This is a genomic window from Nocardioides sp. S-1144, from assembly GCF_005954645.2.
In the GTDB taxonomy this organism is placed as follows: Bacteria; Actinomycetota; Actinomycetes; order Propionibacteriales; family Nocardioidaceae; genus Nocardioides; species Nocardioides dongxiaopingii.
The window spans coordinates 1,651,340-1,667,745 of sequence record NZ_CP040695.2 but is presented as its reverse complement, the minus strand read 5'-3'; the positions used below and the strand labels follow the sequence as shown (position 1 = coordinate 1,667,745).

The window sequence follows — 16,406 nt, the reverse complement described above, 5'->3', positions numbered from 1 at the left end:
GACCGGGGACCGGCTCAGCGGACCGGGCGCGCCGAGGTCCTCGTCAGCACCGCGCACCAGCGACCGCCGAAGCTCGCGGCCGAGTCGAGCTGGAGGCCGGTCCGGCGCGCCAGGACGTCGACGTCGTCGACGCCCTGGATCGCCCACCGGAAGCGGCGGCTGCGGGTGTCGGCGGCCTCGATCGTCGCCCACATGGTCCTGGTCCGGACGCCGGGCGCGGCGAGCTCGGCGACGATGCGTCCGCCGGGCGCGACGAGGTCCCGCAACCGGGCGAGGAGCGCGACGGGGTCACCGCCGATGCCGACGTTGCCGTCGGCGAGCAGCGCGGTCCCCCAGGTCCCCTCGTCGGGCACCGAGCCGAAGACGTCGGCCTCGAGCGCCGGGACGCCGCGCGCGCGGGTCAGCCGGACCGCCTCCGGGACGACGTCGATGCCGAGCGCCGGGACGCCGCGCTCGACCAGCGCGGCGACCATCCGCCCCGGGCCGCAGCCGACGTCGATGGTCGGGCCGTGGCACAGGTCCAGCATCCGTTGGTCGTGCTCGTCGGCCGCGCGGCGCCAGGTGTCGACGGGCAGCGCGCCGGGGGTGTCGTCGAGGCCGACGACGTCGGTGGGCTGGCCCCGCAGGGCGTGGGTGAAGACCGTGGAGAAGGACTGCTCGATCATCGGCGCACCGCCCCGAGTCCGGCCCAGGCGGCCGCGAAGCGGGTCCCGGGTGCCTCGAGCGCCACGGCGTCGGCGTCCTCGGCGGTGTCGACGTCGCGCAGGACGGCGGTCTCCCCCACCGTGAGCCCGGCGGAGCGCAGGGCGGCCGCGGTGTCGTCGAGGGTCGTCGGGGTCGACATCGGGACGCCGCGCAGGGCCGCTCCCCGCGCCGAGTCGCGCAGCCCGAGGACCCACCAGCCGCCGTCCCCGGCCGCGCCGAGCACCGCGTCGTGGTCGGCGAGCGCGCCGGCGACGGCGTCGAGGTGCTCGGCGGTGACCTGCGGGGTGTCCATCCCGACCTGGACGACGGGGCGGGCCGCAACCGCGCCGGCGTCGGCGTGGGCGTGGGCGAGCCGCGCGTCGAAGCCGTCGCCGCGCTGCGGCACGACCACGCAGCCCGCGAGGGCGGCCGCGACCTCCTCGCCCCGGGCGGCGCGGTCGAGGTCGCCGGTGAGGGCGACGACGCAGCGGTCGGCGCCGACGGCGGCCCGGGCCGCGGCCAGGGTGTCCAGGAGGGCGGCGGCGGCGACGTCCGCGGCCGCGTCGTCACCGACGACGGCGCCCAGGCGGGTCTTCGCCCGCCCGGCCACCGGGGCCTTGGCGACGACGAGCACGGTGTACCCGGTGGGGCGGGTCACCGGGACAGCACCTTTGCGAAGTCGCGGGCGGTGCGCACGGTCCCCCGCACCGATCCGGAGACCTTGGACCGGGTGCCCTCGGCCCGCGGGTGGTAGGCGACGTCGCGCTCGGCGAAGCGCCAGCCGGCGGCGGTGGCCTTCTGCAGCAGCTCGACGGGGTAGCCGAAGCGGCGGTCGCGGACGTCGAGGGCGAGCAGGTCCTCGCGGCGGCAGACCCGCATCGGCGCGATGTCGTGGGCGTCGAGCTCGATCCGGCGCCTCAGCCAGGCGACGATGAGCGCGTTGCCGGCCCGGGCGTGCCACGGCCACACCCCGCGCGACACCGGACGCCGGCGTCCGACCGCGACGTCGGCGCGGCCGCTGCGCACCTCGTCGAGGAGTGGCAGCAGCTCGTCGGGGTCGAACGACCCGTCTCCGTCCATGAACGACACGTAGGGATTCGTCGCCGCAAGCAGCCCGGCTTGGATCGCGGCGCCGTAGCCCGGGGTCGGCTCGTGCACCACGCGGGCACCGAGCTCGCGGGCGACGTCCGCGGTCCCGTCGCTCGAACCGTTGTCGACGACGATCACCTCGAACCCGTCGGGGATCCGGGGCAGCAGGCCGCGCAACGCGGCCGCCTCGTCCCGGCAGGGAAGGATCAGGTCGCAGTCAGGCATCGTGCACCGAACCTAGGCCAGCAGTGGTCGTCGCACCCCACCCCAAAGCCCTGCGTCCAGGACGCCGGCCGGGCGGTCCCGCCGCCGTCTCCAGGCCCGTCCCTAGGGTGGGGCGTGATGAGCACCGTGACGGCGACGCCTCCCTCGGGACGTCGGCTGGCCAGGTCGGCGTGGTCGGGGGCGCTGGTGGGCGTCGTGCTCGTCGTCCTGGCGTTCTGGCTGCCACACCTGATGTCGTTCGAGACGTTCTCGCGCACGCGCTACCCCGGCGAGGAGCCGGTGCCCCCGCTGCGGGGCTACCTCGAGGTGAAGGCGGTCGGGTTCACGACGGTCCGGGTCGTGCTGGTCGGCGTGGTGGCCTGGCTCGTGCTGCCCCGCCTGGCGCGCCTCACGCCGTGGCCGGCGCTGCTCCTGGTGTCGTACGCCGCGGGACTGGCCTGGCTGCTGGCCCTCGCCTACGTCGACGGCGCGGAGGGCATCTCGCGGGTCGAGGACATGCCCGGCGAGTACCTGACCACGGCCCGGGGGATCACCGACGTCCCCGCGACGCTCGACGGGTTCGTCGGCCGGATCACCTACGGCGAGCCCGACAGCTGGGCGACCCACGTCTCGGGGCACCCCCCGGCCGCCCTGCTCTTCTTCGTGCTGCTCGTCCGGGTGGGCGTCGACACCTCCTTCGGCGTCGGCATGGCGGTCACGCTCCTGGCCGCCGCGGCCGTGCCCGGGGTGCTGGTCACGCTGCGGGCGCTCGGTGCCGAGCCGCTCGCGCGCCGCGTCCTCCCGTTCCTCGTCCTGAGCCCGGCCGCGGTGCTCACGGCGGTCTCGGCGGACGCCGTCTTCGTGACGGTGAGCGCCTGGGGCCTGGCCGCCCTCGCCCTCGCCGCGACGGCGTCCACCCGGCGCCGCGCGGTGGGCTGGTCCGTGCTGGCCGGGGTGGTGCTCGGACTGGGCGTCTTCCTCTCCTACGGGCTGCTCCTGATCGGCCCGGTCGCCCTCGCCGTGCTGGCCGCCGCGAGGTCCTGGCGGCCGCTGCCGTGGGCGATCGGCGGCGCCCTGGTCGTCGTGGCCGGCTTCGGGGCCCTCGGCTTCTGGTGGTGGGAGGCCTACGGACCGCTGCGCGAGCGATACCTCGCCGGCCTCGGTGGTCGCCGCCCCCAGTCCTACTGGGTGTGGGGCAACCTCGCCGCCCTGGTCGTCAGCGCCGGCCCCGTGCTCGGCGCCGGCCTCGCGTGCGCCCTGACCCGGGTGCGGGCGACGGTGACGGGCGCCGTCGACGAGCGCCGCACCGCGGTGCTCCTCTCGCTCTCGGCCGCGGCCGCGGTGCTGGTGGCCGACCTGTCCGGCATGAGCAAGTCCGAGGTCGAGCGGATCTGGCTGCCCTGGGTGCCGTGGCTGCTGCTGAGCGCTGCCCTGCTCCCCCCGCGCTGGCACCGCCCGGCCCTGGCCGTGCAGGTGGCGGGCGCCGTCGTCCTGCAGCAGCTCGTCTTCACCCAGTGGTGAGAACTCAGGCGCGCAGCGGCGTGGTCGCGAACGCCGGCAGCCCCGTCCCCGGGAGGATCTCGGCGCGGAAGCCGAGCGAGGCCTCGGCCCGTGCCGGCGACGCCACGACGTGCCGCACGTCGCCCAGCCGGTAGCCGCCGGTGACCTCCGGCTCCACGCCGGCGTCGGTGCCCTCGCCGACCAGCCGCGCGACGTCGAGGATCGAGACGGGGTGGCCCGAGGCCACGTTGAGGGCCTCGAAGCGACCGGCGTCGGCGGCCACGACCGCCTCCAGCGCGAGCACGTTGGCGCGCGCGACGTCGGCGACGTGGACGAAGTCGCGCACCTGGCCGCCGTCCTCGTAGACCTGGGGACGCTCCCCCCGCTCGAGCGAGGACCGGAACATCGCCGCGACCCCCGAGTAGGGCGTGTCGCGGGGCATCCCCGGCCCGTAGACGTTGTGGTAGCGCAGCGCGACCGCGGCGGCCCCCGACTCCGCCGCCTGACGGACCCACGCCGAGGTGTAGTGCTCCTGGGCGAGCTTGCTGGCGGCGTAGCTGCTGCGCGGGTCGAGCCGCGCGTCCTCGTCGACCAGCGCCCAGTCGAGGTCGGCACCGCACACGCCGCAGTGGTTCTCGACGTCGCCGGCCTCGAGCGCCGCCACGGCGCGCGGCGGTGGGACCTGGTCGCCGTGGGTCGGGCAGGTGTAGCGCCCCTCGCCGTAGACCACCATCGACGACGCCAGCACCAGCCGCGAGACGCCGTGGGCGTGCATCGCCGCCAGCAGGGCCGCGGTGCCGAGGTCGTTGTGCCCGGCGTAGGCCGGCAGGTCGGCGACGGTGACCCCGGCGCCCACGACGGCGGCCTGGTGGCAGACGGCGTCCACGCCCTCGAGGAGCCCGCCCGGCCAGCCGCCCGCCTCGCGGACGTCGAGGCGGTGCGTGCCGCCGGGCACCTCGGTCGCGCCGTGCGCCTGCTCGAGCATCAGGTCGACCCGCACCACGTCGTGGCCGCCGTCCTCGAGCGCGTGGCCGATCGCGGTGCCGATGAACCCGGCCGAGCCGGTGAGGAGGACGCGCATGTGCCGAGCGTAGGCGGCGACCGAGTGGCCCGCCCCGGGGCGCCGGGCCCGTGCGAGCGGTCGTCCGCGACGTCGCTCCCCACGTTTCGGTCCCGGACGACGCGGGTAGCCACCGACGGACGCCGACCCGGCCCGCCGCGGGCGCTAGGGTCGGTGCGTTGAACCCAGACGAGCGAAGGACCGGCCCCATGTCAGACACGTCCCACCCCGACGGTCGTCCCGACGTCGAGCTGCGGCTGCCGGCCGACAGCGCCTACGCCTCGGTCCTGCGCACGACGACCGCCGGCCTGGCCGCGAGGCTCGACTTCACCATCGACGACATCGAGGACCTGCGGATCGCGGTCGGCGAGGCCAACGCGATGGTGCTGGAGCACGCCGCGAGCGGTACCGACCTGGTCACCGGCTTCCACCTCGCGCCGGGCCGGATGACCATCTCCGTCAGCGCCCGCACCGAGGGCAACCCGGTCCCCGACCTCGACAGCTTCGCCTGGCAGGTCCTCACGACCCTGGCGACGTCCGCCGACATCGAGTCGCGCGGCGGCCACCTGGCGATCGTGATGACGATGACGTCGTCCGCGTTCGGGGCCGGCAGCTGACATGGACTCGTCTGCTCCTCGGGACGGCAGCACCTCACCGCCCGACCCTCCCCGGCCCGCCCCCGACCGGCCCGACCCGTCGGTCGAGACCGAGGACGTCGTCCAGCCGACGCCCGCCGAGGCCCGGCTCACCCGCGTCGAGGCCACCCGCAGGCGCAGCGCCGAGCTGTTCGTCGAGCTGCGCGACGACCTCGGCTCCGAGGCCTCCCGCGCCCAGGCCCGCGACGACCTCGTGCACCTGCACCTGCCGCTCGTCGAGCACTGCGCGCGGCGCTTCCGCAACCGCGGCGAGCCCTTCGAGGACCTCGTCCAGGTCGGCACGATCGGCCTGATCAAGTCGGTCGACCGGTTCGACACCGAGCGCGGCGTGGAGTTCTCGACCTACGCGACGCCGACCATCATCGGCGAGATCAAGCGGTACTTCCGCGACAAGGGCTGGGCGATCCGGGTCCCTCGGCGCCTGCAGGAGCTGCGGATGCAGATCAGCGCGGCCTCGGCCGAGCTGACCCAGAGCCTGGGGCGCTCCCCCACCCCGCGCGAGCTGGCCGAGACCATCGGCTGCACGGTCGAGGAGATCGTGGAGGGCATCGAGTCGAGCAACGCCTACTCGACGCTCTCCCTCGACGCCAGCGACGACTCCGACGAGGGCGGGTCGAGCATGCTCGACGCGATCGGCGTCGAGGACGAGGGCCTCGAGCACGTCGAGATCCGCGAGTCGATCAAGCCGCTGCTCGAGCAGCTCGCGCCGCGCGAGAAGCGGATCCTGCTGCTCCGGTTCTTCAAGAACATGACGCAGTCCCAGATCGCCGAGGAGATCGGTGTCTCGCAGATGCACGTCTCCCGGCTGCTCAACCGGACCCTCGAGCAGCTGCGCACCTCGCTCGAGGCGCCCGACCCCGAGTAGCACCCGAGCCCTCAGGCGCCGTCGCGCTCCAGGGCGGCGATGCTGGACGGCTGCACCATCAGCACGATCGTGGCCACGCCCATCACGGCGAGCGGGACCGCGAGCAGCGGCACGTCGCGCACGTTCCAGGCCAGGCCGACCTGGATCAGCTGCGTGATCAGCACCGGGCCCCGCGCCCAGCCCTGCTGCCGGGTCAGCCCGACGGCCGCCGCGACCAGCGCGCCGCCGTAGGCGCCGAAGAAGATCGCGACCGAGAGACCGATCTCGACCTGGTCGCCGCCGACGTCGAGGATCGCGAGCAGCGCCAGGACGATCATGGCAAACCCTTGCACTCCCACGAGCACCGCTGAGAGGGTCAGGGGGAAGGGCCGCGCCCGACTGCTCTCTCGCACGACCTCGAGCCTACGGCGCGCCGGCCGGTCGTCGGTTCTCGGGAGGCTGTGACGGACAAGACTCACATCGCTGCGCGAAACGCTTGATACCGCCGTCGATAGTTGCGATGGTTGTCATGCGTTCGTGAAATCGTTCACACACCGAGGATTTCGCGCGCCCGCAGGCCTGAGCAACCCCTGCCTGCACGAACGAGAGATCAAGGATCCACCCACCCATGGACTGGCGCCACCGTTCCGCATGCCTCGACGAGGACCCGGAGCTGTTCTTCCCGATCGGCAACACCGGTCCGGCCATCCTCCAGATCGAGGAGGCCAAGCAGGTCTGCCGACGCTGCGACGTGCGCGAGCTCTGCCTCGCCTGGGCGCTGGAGGCCGGACAGGACCACGGAGTCTGGGGCGGCCTCAGCGAGGACGAGCGCCGCGCGCTCAAGCGGCGCAACGCCCGCGCGCGGGTGCGCACCGCCTAGGACGAGACGGGCGGGCGCGGCGAGTCCGTGCTCGTCCTGATGGTCGAGCGAGCGGCGCGGGTGCGGAACGAAGCCTCGGCCCGCGTGGCGAGACCTGCTGGCCCACCGTGGCCGTGACGGCGTCCGCCGGTTTCGTCGTCGCTCGCTGGCGCTCGCTCGCTCAACCTCCGTGGCGGCGCCCTGACGCGGCGACCGGTTTCGTCGTCGCTCGCTGGCGCTCGCTCGCTCAACCTCCGGGTGGGCGGTTTCGTCGTCGCTCGCTGGCGCTCGCTCGCTCAACCTCCGGGTGGGCGGTTTCGTCGTCGCTCGCTGGCGCTCGCTCGCTCAACCTCCGTGGCGGCGTCCTGACGCGGCGACCGGTTTCGTCGTCGCTCGCTGGCGCTCGCTCGCTCAACCTCCGGGTGGCGGTTTCGTCGTCGCTCGACCTCCGGAGGTCAGGTGGCGGAGGGGACGTCGATGGCGACGCGGGTGCCGCCCTCGGGGCGGTCGCGCAGCTCGAGCTGACCGCCGAGCTCGGACTCGACGAGGGTGCGGACGATCGAGAGGCCCAGGTTGGTCGACCCGTCGAGGGTGAAGCCGGCCGGCAGCCCCCGGCCGTCGTCGTCGACCACGACGTGCGTGCGGCCGCCGAGGTGGTCGACGGTCACGACGATCTCGCCGACCACGGCGGGGTCGTCGTCGTAGCCGTGCTCGACGGCGTTCTGGAGCAGCTCGGTCAGCACCATCGCGAGGGCGTTCGCGCCCTCGCTGGGCAGCACGCCGAAGCTGCCGACCCGGCGGACCAGGACCCGGCCCGGCAGCGCGCCGACGTCGGTGACCATCGTGCCGAGGCGGTCGGCGATCTCGTCGAACTGCACCGTCTCCTCGACGGCCTGGCTGAGGGTCTCGTGCACGATCGCGATCGACCCCACCCGGCGCACGGCCTCCTCGAGCGCCAGCTTGGCGGTCTCGTTGTCGATCCGGCGGGCCTGCAGCCGGAGCAGGGCGGCGACGGTCTGCAGGTTGTTCTTCACGCGGTGGTGGATCTCGCGGATCGTCGCGTCCTTGGTCACCAGCTCGCGGTCGCGGCGGCGCAGGTCGGACACGTCGCGGACCAGGATCAGCCCACCGATGTGCTCGCCGCCGGTGCGCAGCGGGATCGCCCGGACGATGATCGAGACCTCCACGGTGCCGATCTCGACGTCGCGGTGCGCCCGTCCGCCCAGCACGGCGCTGAGCGTCTCCTCGTCGGGACGGCGTCGCGGCGGCACCAGCTCGCGCACGAGGTCGGCCAGCACCAGGCCGGCCAGGTCGCCGGAGAGCCCGAGCCGGCGGTAGACCGACTGCGCGTTGGGGCTGGCGTAGACGACGTGACCGCCGGCGTCCACGCGCAAGAATCCGTCGCCGACCCGCGGCGAGTCGGCGTGGTCGCTGCGCTGGCCCGAGGACGGGAAGTCCCCGGTCGCGATCATCTGGGTCAGGTCGGCCGCGGTCTGCAGGTACGACAGCTCGAGACGGCTGGGCGTGCGTACGCCGAGCAGGTTGGTGTTGCGGCCGATGACGCCGATGACGCGGCCGGCCCGCACGACCGGGATCGACTCGTTGCGCACCGGCACCTCGTCGCGCCACTCGGGGTCGCCCTCCCGCGCGGTCCGGCCCTGCTCGTAGGCCGCGTCCAGCAGCGGTCGCCGTCCGCGCTCGACGTAGGTGCCGACGATGTCGTCGACGTAGGCCGTCGGCCCGGTCGTGGGGCGCATCTGCCCGGCCGCCCAGTACCCGCTGCGCTCGCGGTCGGGCAGCCACAGCACCAGGTCGGCGAAGGACAGGTCGGCGATGATCTGCCAGTCGGCCTGGAGGAGCTGGAGCCAGGCGACGTCGTCGGCGTCGAGATCGGTGTGCGTGCGGACGATCTCGGTGAAGGACGACACCCCGCAAGCCTAGGGCGAGGCCACGATGGGGACCGGGAGGCGTTCCTTTGGCAGGATGAACCCCGTGTCCCGGGTCGACTGGAAGCAGGTCCACGCAGCCGGCTTCCAGGTACCCCCCGGCGTCCCGCTCGCCGACCTCACCGAGGAGCTCACGCTCATGCTGGGCGACCCGGACCCCGTCCGGCGCGACGCGACGGCGTACCCGACCCTGGCCACCTGGGTCGAGCGCGGGGTGTACGACGACCTGCTGCCCGCGCTCGGCGACGGGATGGCCGCCGGGCTGCGCACCGGCCTCGGCCTCGTCGAGGACGACACCGTCTTCCGGCGCAGCTTCTCCGCCCTGGTGCTGGCCGAGTGCGTGCTGAGGGACAACAACCGCCCGCTGGTGCTGGGCGGCAAGGTGCTGCAGTGGGGCGACGCGATCGCCACGTGGATGCTGCGCGAGCGCGACCTGCGCGGTTACGTCCCTGGCAAGGGCTGGGCCCACGCCATCGCCCACGGCGCCGACGCGCTGGGCACGCTGGCCCAGTCGCCGCACTTCGGACCGCCCGAGCTGACCGTGGTCCTCGACGTCGTCGCCGACGTCCTCTGCGCGCGCGTCGACCGGCTCTTCAGCAACGGTGAGCCCGACCGGCTCGCCGCGGCCACGATGTACGTCCTGCGCCGCAACCAGCTGCCGATCGAGGTGCTGGAGCCGTGGGTCAACCGGATCACCGAGCACGCCCGCCGGCCCGCGCGCGGCGACCGCCGCGACCCGCACCTGTCCACCGGCAACGCCCAGGCGTTCCTGCGCGCGCTCTACCTCCAGCTGGCCCTCGGCAACCGGCCGCCGGCGTCGCGGGCCGACCTGATGCTGGTGCTGGTCGGCGCGCTGCGCTCGACCAACGAGCACTACCTCGAGGTCCGCACCTCCTGACGCGGCCCGGTGCGCGCCGGGCGCGGGCTGGCCGTCGCGGCTGGGGACGGTCCCCTAGTCTGCGGGCATGACTGAGACCCACGACACAGCAGCGGGCGCCGGCGCGGGTGCCGACCTCACCGGCCACGCGGGCGAGCTCGCCGTGGCGGTGGCCCGCGCGCACGGGGTCGAGACGATGTTCACCCTGTCGGGCGCGCACGTGTTCCCGATGTACGACGGCGCGGTGAAGGCCGACCCGCCGATGCGGCTGCTCGACGTGCGCCACGAGCAGACCGCCGCGTTCGCCGCCGAGGCCACCGGCAAGCTGACCCGGGTCCCCGGCCTCGCCGTGCTCACCGCGGGTCCCGGCGTCACCAACGGCATCAGCGCGATCGCCCAGGCGCAGTTCGCCGGGTCGCCGATGGTCGTCGTCGGCGGCCGCGCCCCGCAGAACCGGTGGGGCTCCGGCAGCCTGCAGGAGCTCGACCAGCCGCCGATCGTGGCCTCGGTCTCCAAGCACGCCGCCACCATCGCGACCGCCGCCGAGGTCCTCGACGGCGTCGACCACGCCTTCCGCGTCGCCCGCGCCTCCCACCGCGGACCGGTGTTCGTCGACGTCCCGATGGACGAGTTCTTCAGCTCGGCCAGCGGTCCGGTCCCCACGGGTGGGCGCGTCGCCGGCGCCGAGCCGGACGCCGACGCGGTCGCTGCCGTCGCCACGCTGCTCGCCGCGGCGACCCGCCCGGTGCTGATCCTCGGCACCGACGTGTGGGCCGACCACGCCGAGGAGGCCGCGCTGCGCCTGGTCGAGGGGGCCGGCGTCCCGACGATCACCAACGGCATGGGCCGCGGCCTGGTGCCCGGGGGTCACCCCCTGCTGGTGACCAAGGCCCGCAGCAAGGCGCTCAAGGAGGCCGACCTGGTGGTCGTGGTCGGCACGCCGCTCGACTTCCGGCTCGGCTACGGCGTCTTCGGCGACCCGGAGCACCCCGCGCGCGTCGTCCACGTCGCCGACTCCCCCGGCCAGGTCGCCGCCCACGCCACCCTGGCGGCGTCGGTGTCCGGCGACCTCACGCGCGTCCTCGACTCCCTGCTGGCCGCGCTCGAGCGCGGCCACCGGCCCGACTGGGCCGGCTGGGTCGGTGACCTCCAGGACACCGTGCGGGCCGCCGTCGAGCGCGACCGCGCGCTGCTCACCGCGGAGGCCGACCCGATCCACCCCGCCCGCATCTACGGCGAGCTGGCCCCCCGGCTGGCCGAGGACGCCGTCGTCATCGGCGACGGCGGCGACTTCGTCAGCTTCGCCGGGAAGTTCGTCGAGCCGAAGCGCCCCGGCGGCTGGCTCGACCCCGGCCCGTACGGGTGCCTGGGGGCCGGGCTCGGCGCCGCGATCGCGGCCCGGATCGCGCGCCCGTCGTCCCAGGTGGTGCTGCTGCTCGGCGACGGCGCCGCGGGCTTCTCCCTGATGGACGTCGACACGCTGGTGCGGCACGACCTGCCGGTCGTGATGGTGATGGGCAACAACTCCGCCTGGGGCCTGGAGAAGGGCCCGATGCAGATGCTCTACGGCTACGACGTCGCCGCCGACCTCGCGCCCCGCACCCGGTACGACGAGGTGGTCCGGGCCCTCGGCGGGGCCGGCGAGACCGTCACCGACCCGCGCCAGATCGGGCCCGCCCTGGACCGCGCGTTCGCCTCCGGCGTCCCCTACCTGGTCAACGTGATCACCGACGTCGAGGCGGCCTACCCGCGTGCGACGTTCGGGATCTGACGGCGTCGGGGTGGCGGTGGTGGACCTGCGCCGGGCGCGTCCCGAGGAGTACGACGCCATCGGCGCGCTCACCGTCGCCGCCTACGAGCCGTTCCTCCTCGGACCCGACGACGCCTACCGGCTGCGGCTCACCGACGTCGCCGGCCGCGACCGCGACGCCGAGGTGTGGGTCGCGGCGCAGGACGGGCCCGCCGGCGTCGACCTGCTCGGCAACGTGACGCTCTGCCCGCCCGGCTCGCCGTGGTGCGAGCTGGCCGGTGACGGCGAGGGCGAGTTCCGCATGCTCGCCGTCTCCCCCGCCGCCCAGGGCCGCGGCGTCGGCGCCGCCCTCACCGGCCTGGTCGTCGACCGGTTCCGCGCCGAGGGCGCCCGCGGCGTCGTGCTGTCGAGCCTGACCGAGATGGCCGGCGCCCACCGCCTCTACGAGCGCCTCGGCTTCACGCGGGCCGCCCACCGGGACTGGTCTCCGGTGCCCGGCGTCGACCTCATCGCCTACGAGCTGGACCTGAGATCGGAGCACCCCTGATGGAGTCGACCCTGCGCTTCACCGTGACCGACGCCGACACCGCCGCCGCGCTCGGCAGTGGCTCGCTGCCGGTGCTCGGCACGCCCCGGCTGCTCGCGTGGTGCGAGGCGGCCACGTGCGCGGCGATCGAGCCGGTCCTCGCCGAGGGCGCGACCAGCGTCGGCACCCGCGTCTCGGTCGAGCACCTCCTCGCCTCCGCGGTCGGGCAGGAGGTCGAGGTGACGGCGTCCTCGGTCTACGCCGACGGGCGGCTGCACCGCTTCACCGTCGCGGCCCGACACCTCGGTGGGAACGGCAAGGTGGTCGCCTCCGGGGAGGTGACGCGGGTCGTCGTCGACGCCGAGCGGTTCCTCTCCCGCCTCTGAGCGGGCCCGCTCGGGGAAGCACCACGAGGAGAAGCAAGGACCCCCGGCGCCGAGTGGCGGTCCGGGGGTCGGTGCAGCAGCTGCGTCAGCTGTTGGGGCGCTTGCCGTGGTTCGCTGCCTTCTTGCGACGCGCGCGGCGCTTGCGGCCTGTCTTTCCCATGGTGACCTCCTGGGTTCGGTAACGAGGCAGTCTCTCAGGTCACGCGCGGCGACACGAAATCGGCCCGCGGCCCGGGCGGGGGCGGGTCGCTCAGTACAGCGGCGTGTAGCGGCCGTCCGGGACGTAGTCGGCGACCCCGCGGTAGCGGTTCCCGCTCAGGTAGCGGGTGATGTCGATGACCGAGACCTGGGCCCGGATGTGTGCCGGCGAGCCGAGGCACGTCTTCGGGAACCCGATCCGGATCTGCCCCACGCGCAGCAGGAACGACCCGTTGACCGGGCAGTCGACGTACTGGGAGGTGCCGTCGTCGTAGTGCTCGATGAGGAACGCGCCGCGGCGGTCGTCGCCGTCCTTGGGACTGTAGAACCAGGCCTCGTGCTCGTAGCCGCGGTAGCGGCGGTCGGAGTCGATGACGACGCGGACGACCTGGGCCTTGGCGGCGCGGAACCGCCCGGTGACGGTGAACCAGTAGCACTGGTCGCGGTCCTTGTTCCAGACACCGAGACCGTCGGCCTCGACGCCGCGGGGACCGTCGGTCCTCGGGTCGCGGAAGATCCGGGTGGGTCGCCCGTTGGCGCACCGCCGGCCGGCCCGCTCGGCGACGGCGTCGGGACCCGACGACGTCAGCCCGGTCCCGGCGCTCGGAAGCGGGTCGGCGGCGCGGGCCGGCACGGACAGCAGGGCGACACCGAGGACGGCGGCCAGGGCGGCCGCGCGGAGGCGGGGGGCGAGGGGCATGACGGGGACCTACCCCGTCGGGCCCGACCCACACGCCGGGCTCAGCCCTCGGTGATCTGGACCTGCACCTCGCGGATCCGGATGCGGACCCGCTCGCGGAGGTCGGAGGGGGCCTGCTCGGAGCACGAGCGGGCGACGACGGACTTCACGGTCCGCTGGAGGTCGTACTTCTCCAGGCAGGGGTTGCACGAGTCGAGGTGCGCGCGGACCACGGAGCAGTCGGCGTCGTCGAGCTCGTTGTCGAGGAAGTAGACGATGCGCTCGAGGTAGTCGGCGCACTCCTCGTCGTGCGCGGCGGGGGTCGCCGCGGGACGGGAGCCGGAGGGCTGGAGGTCCGACATCAGCGCTTCGCCTCCACGGTGCCGGCCGGGAGCAGGTCGTTGGCCCGCACGTAGTCGGACAGCATGTCGCGCAGCTGCCGGCGACCCCGGTGCAGCCGGGACATCACGGTCCCGATGGGCGTCTCCATGATCTCGGCGATCTCCTTGTAGGCGAATCCTTCGACGTCGGCGAGGTACACCGCGAGCCGGAACTCCTCGGGGAGCCGCTGGAGGGCGTCCTTGACCTGCGAGTCGGGCAGGTGCTCGAGGGCCTCCATCTCGGCCGAGCGCAGCCCGGTGGAGGTGTGCGACTCCGCGCGGGCCAGCTGCCAGTCCTCGACGTCCTCGGACATCGACTGCTGCGGCTGCCGCTGCTTCTTGCGGTAGTTGTTGATGAAGGTGTTGGTCAGGATGCGGTACAGCCACGCCTTCAGGTTGGTCCCGGGACGGAACTGGTGGAAGGCGGAGTAGGCCTTCGCGAAGGTCTCCTGCACCAGGTCCTCGGCGTCGGCCGGGTTGCGCGTCATCCGCATCGCCGCGGAGTACAGCTGGTCGAGGAAGGGGAGCGCGTCACGCTCGAAGCGCAACGACCGCTCTGCGTCGGTCTCGGTGTCGAGGTCGACGACCTCGGGCTCGGTCTCAGTCATCAGGTCCCAGCGTACGCCGCCCAGACCAGGACCGAGGTCACTGGTCGCGAGGCGCTTGGGACGCTCCAGGGTTGCCATCACGTGAGACTGAACGCCTCACCCCCAGGCGCCATTCCCGGCGATCTCCCGGACGATCCACTCCAGCGTCGACTCCACCAGGATCTCGAGCGCGACCTCCTGGGTCACCGGGCCGCGGGCGGGCACCTTGAAGCCGTGGTCGCCGCCGGGGATGACGGCCATGTCGACGTCGGCGGGGAACTCGTCGGGCGCGCCCATCGTGTCGCGCTCCCCCTGGACGACGAGCGTGGCGACCCGGGTGCGGCGCAGCTCGTCGAGCCGGGACTTCTCGGGCCGGCCGGGCGGGTGCAGCGGGAAGGCGAGGGCCAGGCAGCCGACCGCGCCGAGCCGCTTCGCCGTCCGGGCGGCCGACCGGGCGCCGGCCGACCGGCCGCCGACCACGAGCGGCGTGCGGGTGCGCAGGCGGTCGGCGCCCGCGACGAGCGCGGCGTCGAGGGTGGCCGGGGCGGTCGCGACCTTGCGGCCGGCGCGCTTCCACGGCTGCTCGAACCGGACGACGGTGACGTCGTTGCGCGGGAGCACGGAGGCCAGCGCCTCGAGGTCGCGGGTGTCGATGCCGGCCCCGGCGCCGTGCCCGAGCAGCACCGTGGCGATCGGGCGGCGCGCGCGGTCGATGACCAGCCGGCCCTCCCCGTGCGGGGTGTCGACGAGGAGGTCGGACCGGGTCACAGCAGGCTCTCCTCGAGGGGCAGCGGCTCGATGAGCTCGGGCCCGTTGTTGCGCACGTTGCCGACGGCGGTCGACACGGGGTAGGCCTCGAGCCGCCCGGGCGCCGCCGGGACGAGCAGGTCGAGCAGGGTCTCCGACGGCGTCGTCGGGTCGAGCCAGGGCCCCCAGCGGTCCGGCTCGACCATCAGCGGCATCCGGTCGTGGATCCGTCCGAGGTCGTCCTCGGCGTCGGTGGTGATGACGGTGCAGGTCCAGCGGAACCGGGCCGGGTCGTCGTCGTCGCGGGTCGGGTCGCGCCAGATCTCGTACAGCCCGGCCATGGCGAGCGTGCCGTGGTCCTGGGGGCGGATGAAGAAGGGCTGCTTGCGGGGCTTGCCGGCCTTGGTCGTCGCGGCGGACTCGTACCACTCGAAGTAGCCGTCGGCCGGCAGGAGGCAGCGCCGCTTCGCGAACGCGCGACGGAACGACGGCTTCTCGGCCACCGTCTCCATCCGGGCGTTGATCATCCGGCTCCCGATGGAGGGGTCCTTGGCCCACGACGGGACCAGACCCCACCGCAGCGTGCGCAGCTGGCGGGCCGGCGGCTGGTCGGCGTCCCGCGACGGCGGCCGCTCGACGACGGCGTACACGTCCTTGGTGGGCGCGACGTTGAAGTCGGGCTCGAGCGGCTTCTCGACCCGGTTCTCGACGACCTCGAACTCCTCGACGAGGTCGTCGGGTCGCCGGCTCGACGCGTACCTCCCACACATGGCGCTCACCCTAGTGGCGGGTCGCGCCGGGCAGGAGCCCCCCGACCGACCGGGAGCCGGCCGGTGCCGACGACGTCGTCCGCGCGGGACGCCTGGAGGGATGGACGGGCGCCGACGGGGATCGCATAGGTTGGACCCATGAGCCTCAGCCGTCTGATCGCCCGTCCGCTCCTGGCCTCCGGCTTCGTGTTCGGCGCCGTGAACGCCCTGCGCAACGCCGACGTCGTCGCCGCCAAGGCCCGGCGGGTCACCGACAAGGTCGTCCCGCTCGCCCAGGGCAAGGGGGTCCCGGTCCCGTCCGACCCCCTGACCCTGGTGCGCATCAACGCCGGCGTGCAGATCGTCGGTGCGCTGGCCGTCGGCACCGGGCGGGCACCCCGTCTCGGCGCCGCGGCGCTGGCGGTGTCGATGATCCCGACCACGGTCGCCGGGCACGCGTTCTGGGCCGAGACCACGCCCGAGGGCAAGCACACCCAGCGCCTGCAGTTCTTCAAGAACGCCTCGATGCTCGGCGGCGCGATCATCGCGGCCGGCGACACCGACGGCAAGCCGGGCGTCGCCTGGCGCGCCCGCCGTGCGGCCAAGGACGCCCGCCGCGAGGCCAAGCACCTCGCCGTCTCCGCCAAGCGCGAGGCCAGGCTCGCCAAGGCCAAGGTGTCCTGAC

General features: G+C 74.2%; 21 protein-coding genes. 9 read left to right on the top strand and 12 right to left on the bottom strand.

Annotated elements, in window-relative coordinates; all coding sequences use genetic code 11:
• Nucleotides 1–14 precede the first annotated feature (14 nt).
• From FE634_RS07845 to FE634_RS07835, 3 genes are read right to left on the bottom strand one after another with little or no spacing between them, the layout of a single operon-like run.
• Entirely contained in the window at nt 15–665 is a 651-nt protein-coding gene (locus FE634_RS07845) for a methyltransferase domain-containing protein (protein WP_138875563.1), read from the bottom strand.
• Nucleotides 662–1,342, bottom strand: coding sequence for a TIGR04282 family arsenosugar biosynthesis glycosyltransferase (locus tag FE634_RS07840; protein WP_138875562.1), 681 nt, complete (start codon nt 1,340–1,342; stop codon nt 662–664). Before FE634_RS07840 ends, FE634_RS07845 begins: the two co-directional genes overlap by 4 nt.
• Complete coding sequence (locus FE634_RS07835) at nt 1,339–1,998, bottom strand: glycosyltransferase family 2 protein (RefSeq protein ID WP_137294655.1); 660 nt, start codon at nt 1,996–1,998, stop codon at nt 1,339–1,341. The genes FE634_RS07840 and FE634_RS07835 overlap by 4 nt, the downstream gene beginning before the upstream one ends.
• Before the next feature lie 117 nt (nt 1,999–2,115).
• Between FE634_RS07835 and FE634_RS07830 the strand changes: the two genes are divergently transcribed.
• Nucleotides 2,116–3,498, top strand: coding sequence for a hypothetical protein (locus tag FE634_RS07830; RefSeq protein ID WP_148240494.1), 1,383 nt, complete (start codon nt 2,116–2,118; stop codon nt 3,496–3,498).
• A gap of 4 nt (nt 3,499–3,502) precedes the next feature.
• Here the strand turns inward: FE634_RS07830 and FE634_RS07825 are convergent, their stop codons facing one another.
• Nucleotides 3,503–4,558 (bottom strand): NAD-dependent epimerase/dehydratase family protein, encoded by a 1,056-nt coding sequence (locus FE634_RS07825; RefSeq protein ID WP_137294657.1) that lies wholly within the window; start codon nt 4,556–4,558, stop codon nt 3,503–3,505.
• Between the two features lie 188 nt (nt 4,559–4,746).
• On the opposite strand from FE634_RS07825, the gene FE634_RS07820 reads away from it, so the two are divergent.
• Together FE634_RS07820 and FE634_RS07815 are read left to right on the top strand one after the other, a co-directional pair.
• Nucleotides 4,747–5,154 carry an ATP-binding protein gene (locus FE634_RS07820; protein ID WP_137294658.1) on the top strand — a complete coding sequence of 136 codons (408 nt, stop codon included), beginning with the start codon at nt 4,747–4,749 and terminating at the stop codon, nt 5,152–5,154.
• Between the two features lies 1 nt (nt 5,155).
• Entirely contained in the window at nt 5,156–6,058 is a 903-nt protein-coding gene (locus FE634_RS07815) for an RNA polymerase sigma factor SigF (RefSeq protein ID WP_148240493.1), read from the top strand.
• Between the two features lie 11 nt (nt 6,059–6,069).
• Here the strand turns inward: FE634_RS07815 and FE634_RS07810 are convergent, their stop codons facing one another.
• The gene (locus FE634_RS07810) at nt 6,070–6,375 is read right to left on the bottom strand and encodes a hypothetical protein (protein WP_137294660.1); all 306 of its coding nucleotides are present in this window, start codon (nt 6,373–6,375) and stop codon (nt 6,070–6,072) included.
• A gap of 290 nt (nt 6,376–6,665) precedes the next feature.
• On the opposite strand from FE634_RS07810, the gene FE634_RS07805 reads away from it, so the two are divergent.
• On the top strand, nt 6,666–6,917 hold the full coding sequence (locus FE634_RS07805; RefSeq protein ID WP_110241912.1) for a WhiB family transcriptional regulator: 252 nt from the start codon (nt 6,666–6,668) through the stop codon (nt 6,915–6,917).
• Nucleotides 6,918–7,351: 434 nt separating this feature from the next.
• On the opposite strand, the gene FE634_RS07800 is transcribed toward FE634_RS07805, so the two are convergent.
• Nucleotides 7,352–8,824 carry a PAS domain-containing sensor histidine kinase gene (locus tag FE634_RS07800; RefSeq protein ID WP_138875558.1) on the bottom strand — a complete coding sequence of 491 codons (1,473 nt, stop codon included), beginning with the start codon at nt 8,822–8,824 and terminating at the stop codon, nt 7,352–7,354.
• Nucleotides 8,825–8,888: 64 nt separating this feature from the next.
• On the opposite strand from FE634_RS07800, the gene FE634_RS07795 reads away from it, so the two are divergent.
• From FE634_RS07795 to FE634_RS07780, 4 genes are all read left to right on the top strand, one after another.
• A complete protein-coding gene (locus tag FE634_RS07795) occupies nt 8,889–9,740 on the top strand; it encodes a DUF2785 domain-containing protein (RefSeq protein WP_137294662.1) in 852 nt (283 codons plus the stop codon).
• 67 nt (nt 9,741–9,807) lie between these two features.
• Nucleotides 9,808–11,490, top strand: coding sequence for an acetolactate synthase (locus FE634_RS07790; RefSeq protein WP_138875557.1), 1,683 nt, complete (start codon nt 9,808–9,810; stop codon nt 11,488–11,490).
• 10 nt (nt 11,491–11,500) lie between these two features.
• The gene (locus tag FE634_RS07785) at nt 11,501–12,016 is read left to right on the top strand and encodes a GNAT family N-acetyltransferase (RefSeq protein WP_138875556.1); all 516 of its coding nucleotides are present in this window, start codon (nt 11,501–11,503) and stop codon (nt 12,014–12,016) included.
• Complete coding sequence (locus FE634_RS07780; protein ID WP_170981642.1) at nt 12,016–12,381, top strand: thioesterase family protein; 366 nt, start codon at nt 12,016–12,018, stop codon at nt 12,379–12,381. Before FE634_RS07785 ends, FE634_RS07780 begins: the two co-directional genes overlap by 1 nt.
• An 85-nt stretch (nt 12,382–12,466) precedes the next feature.
• Here the strand turns inward: FE634_RS07780 and FE634_RS21855 are convergent, their stop codons facing one another.
• The 6 genes from FE634_RS21855 to FE634_RS07755 form a co-directional block, all read right to left on the bottom strand.
• Nucleotides 12,467–12,541: a 50S ribosomal protein bL37 gene (locus FE634_RS21855; protein WP_370692322.1), complete on the bottom strand. Its 75-nt coding sequence runs from the start codon at nt 12,539–12,541 to the stop codon at nt 12,467–12,469.
• A 90-nt stretch (nt 12,542–12,631) separates the two neighbouring features.
• Complete coding sequence (locus FE634_RS07775) at nt 12,632–13,279, bottom strand: hypothetical protein (protein ID WP_138875555.1); 648 nt, start codon at nt 13,277–13,279, stop codon at nt 12,632–12,634.
• Between the two features lie 41 nt (nt 13,280–13,320).
• Nucleotides 13,321–13,620, bottom strand: coding sequence for a mycothiol system anti-sigma-R factor (gene rsrA, locus FE634_RS07770; protein WP_138875554.1), 300 nt, complete (start codon nt 13,618–13,620; stop codon nt 13,321–13,323).
• Entirely contained in the window at nt 13,620–14,246 is a 627-nt protein-coding gene (locus FE634_RS07765) for a sigma-70 family RNA polymerase sigma factor (RefSeq protein ID WP_137294667.1), read from the bottom strand. The genes rsrA and FE634_RS07765 overlap by 1 nt, the downstream gene beginning before the upstream one ends.
• A 96-nt stretch (nt 14,247–14,342) precedes the next feature.
• Entirely contained in the window at nt 14,343–14,993 is a 651-nt protein-coding gene (locus tag FE634_RS07760) for an alpha/beta hydrolase family protein (RefSeq protein WP_138875553.1), read from the bottom strand.
• The gene (locus FE634_RS07755) at nt 14,990–15,742 is read right to left on the bottom strand and encodes an SOS response-associated peptidase (RefSeq protein WP_138875552.1); all 753 of its coding nucleotides are present in this window, start codon (nt 15,740–15,742) and stop codon (nt 14,990–14,992) included. The genes FE634_RS07760 and FE634_RS07755 overlap by 4 nt, the downstream gene beginning before the upstream one ends.
• Nucleotides 15,743–15,880: 138 nt before the next feature.
• Between FE634_RS07755 and FE634_RS07750 the strand changes: the two genes are divergently transcribed.
• Entirely contained in the window at nt 15,881–16,405 is a 525-nt protein-coding gene (locus FE634_RS07750) for a DoxX family protein (RefSeq protein WP_137294670.1), read from the top strand.
• Nucleotide 16,406 lies beyond the last annotated feature (1 nt).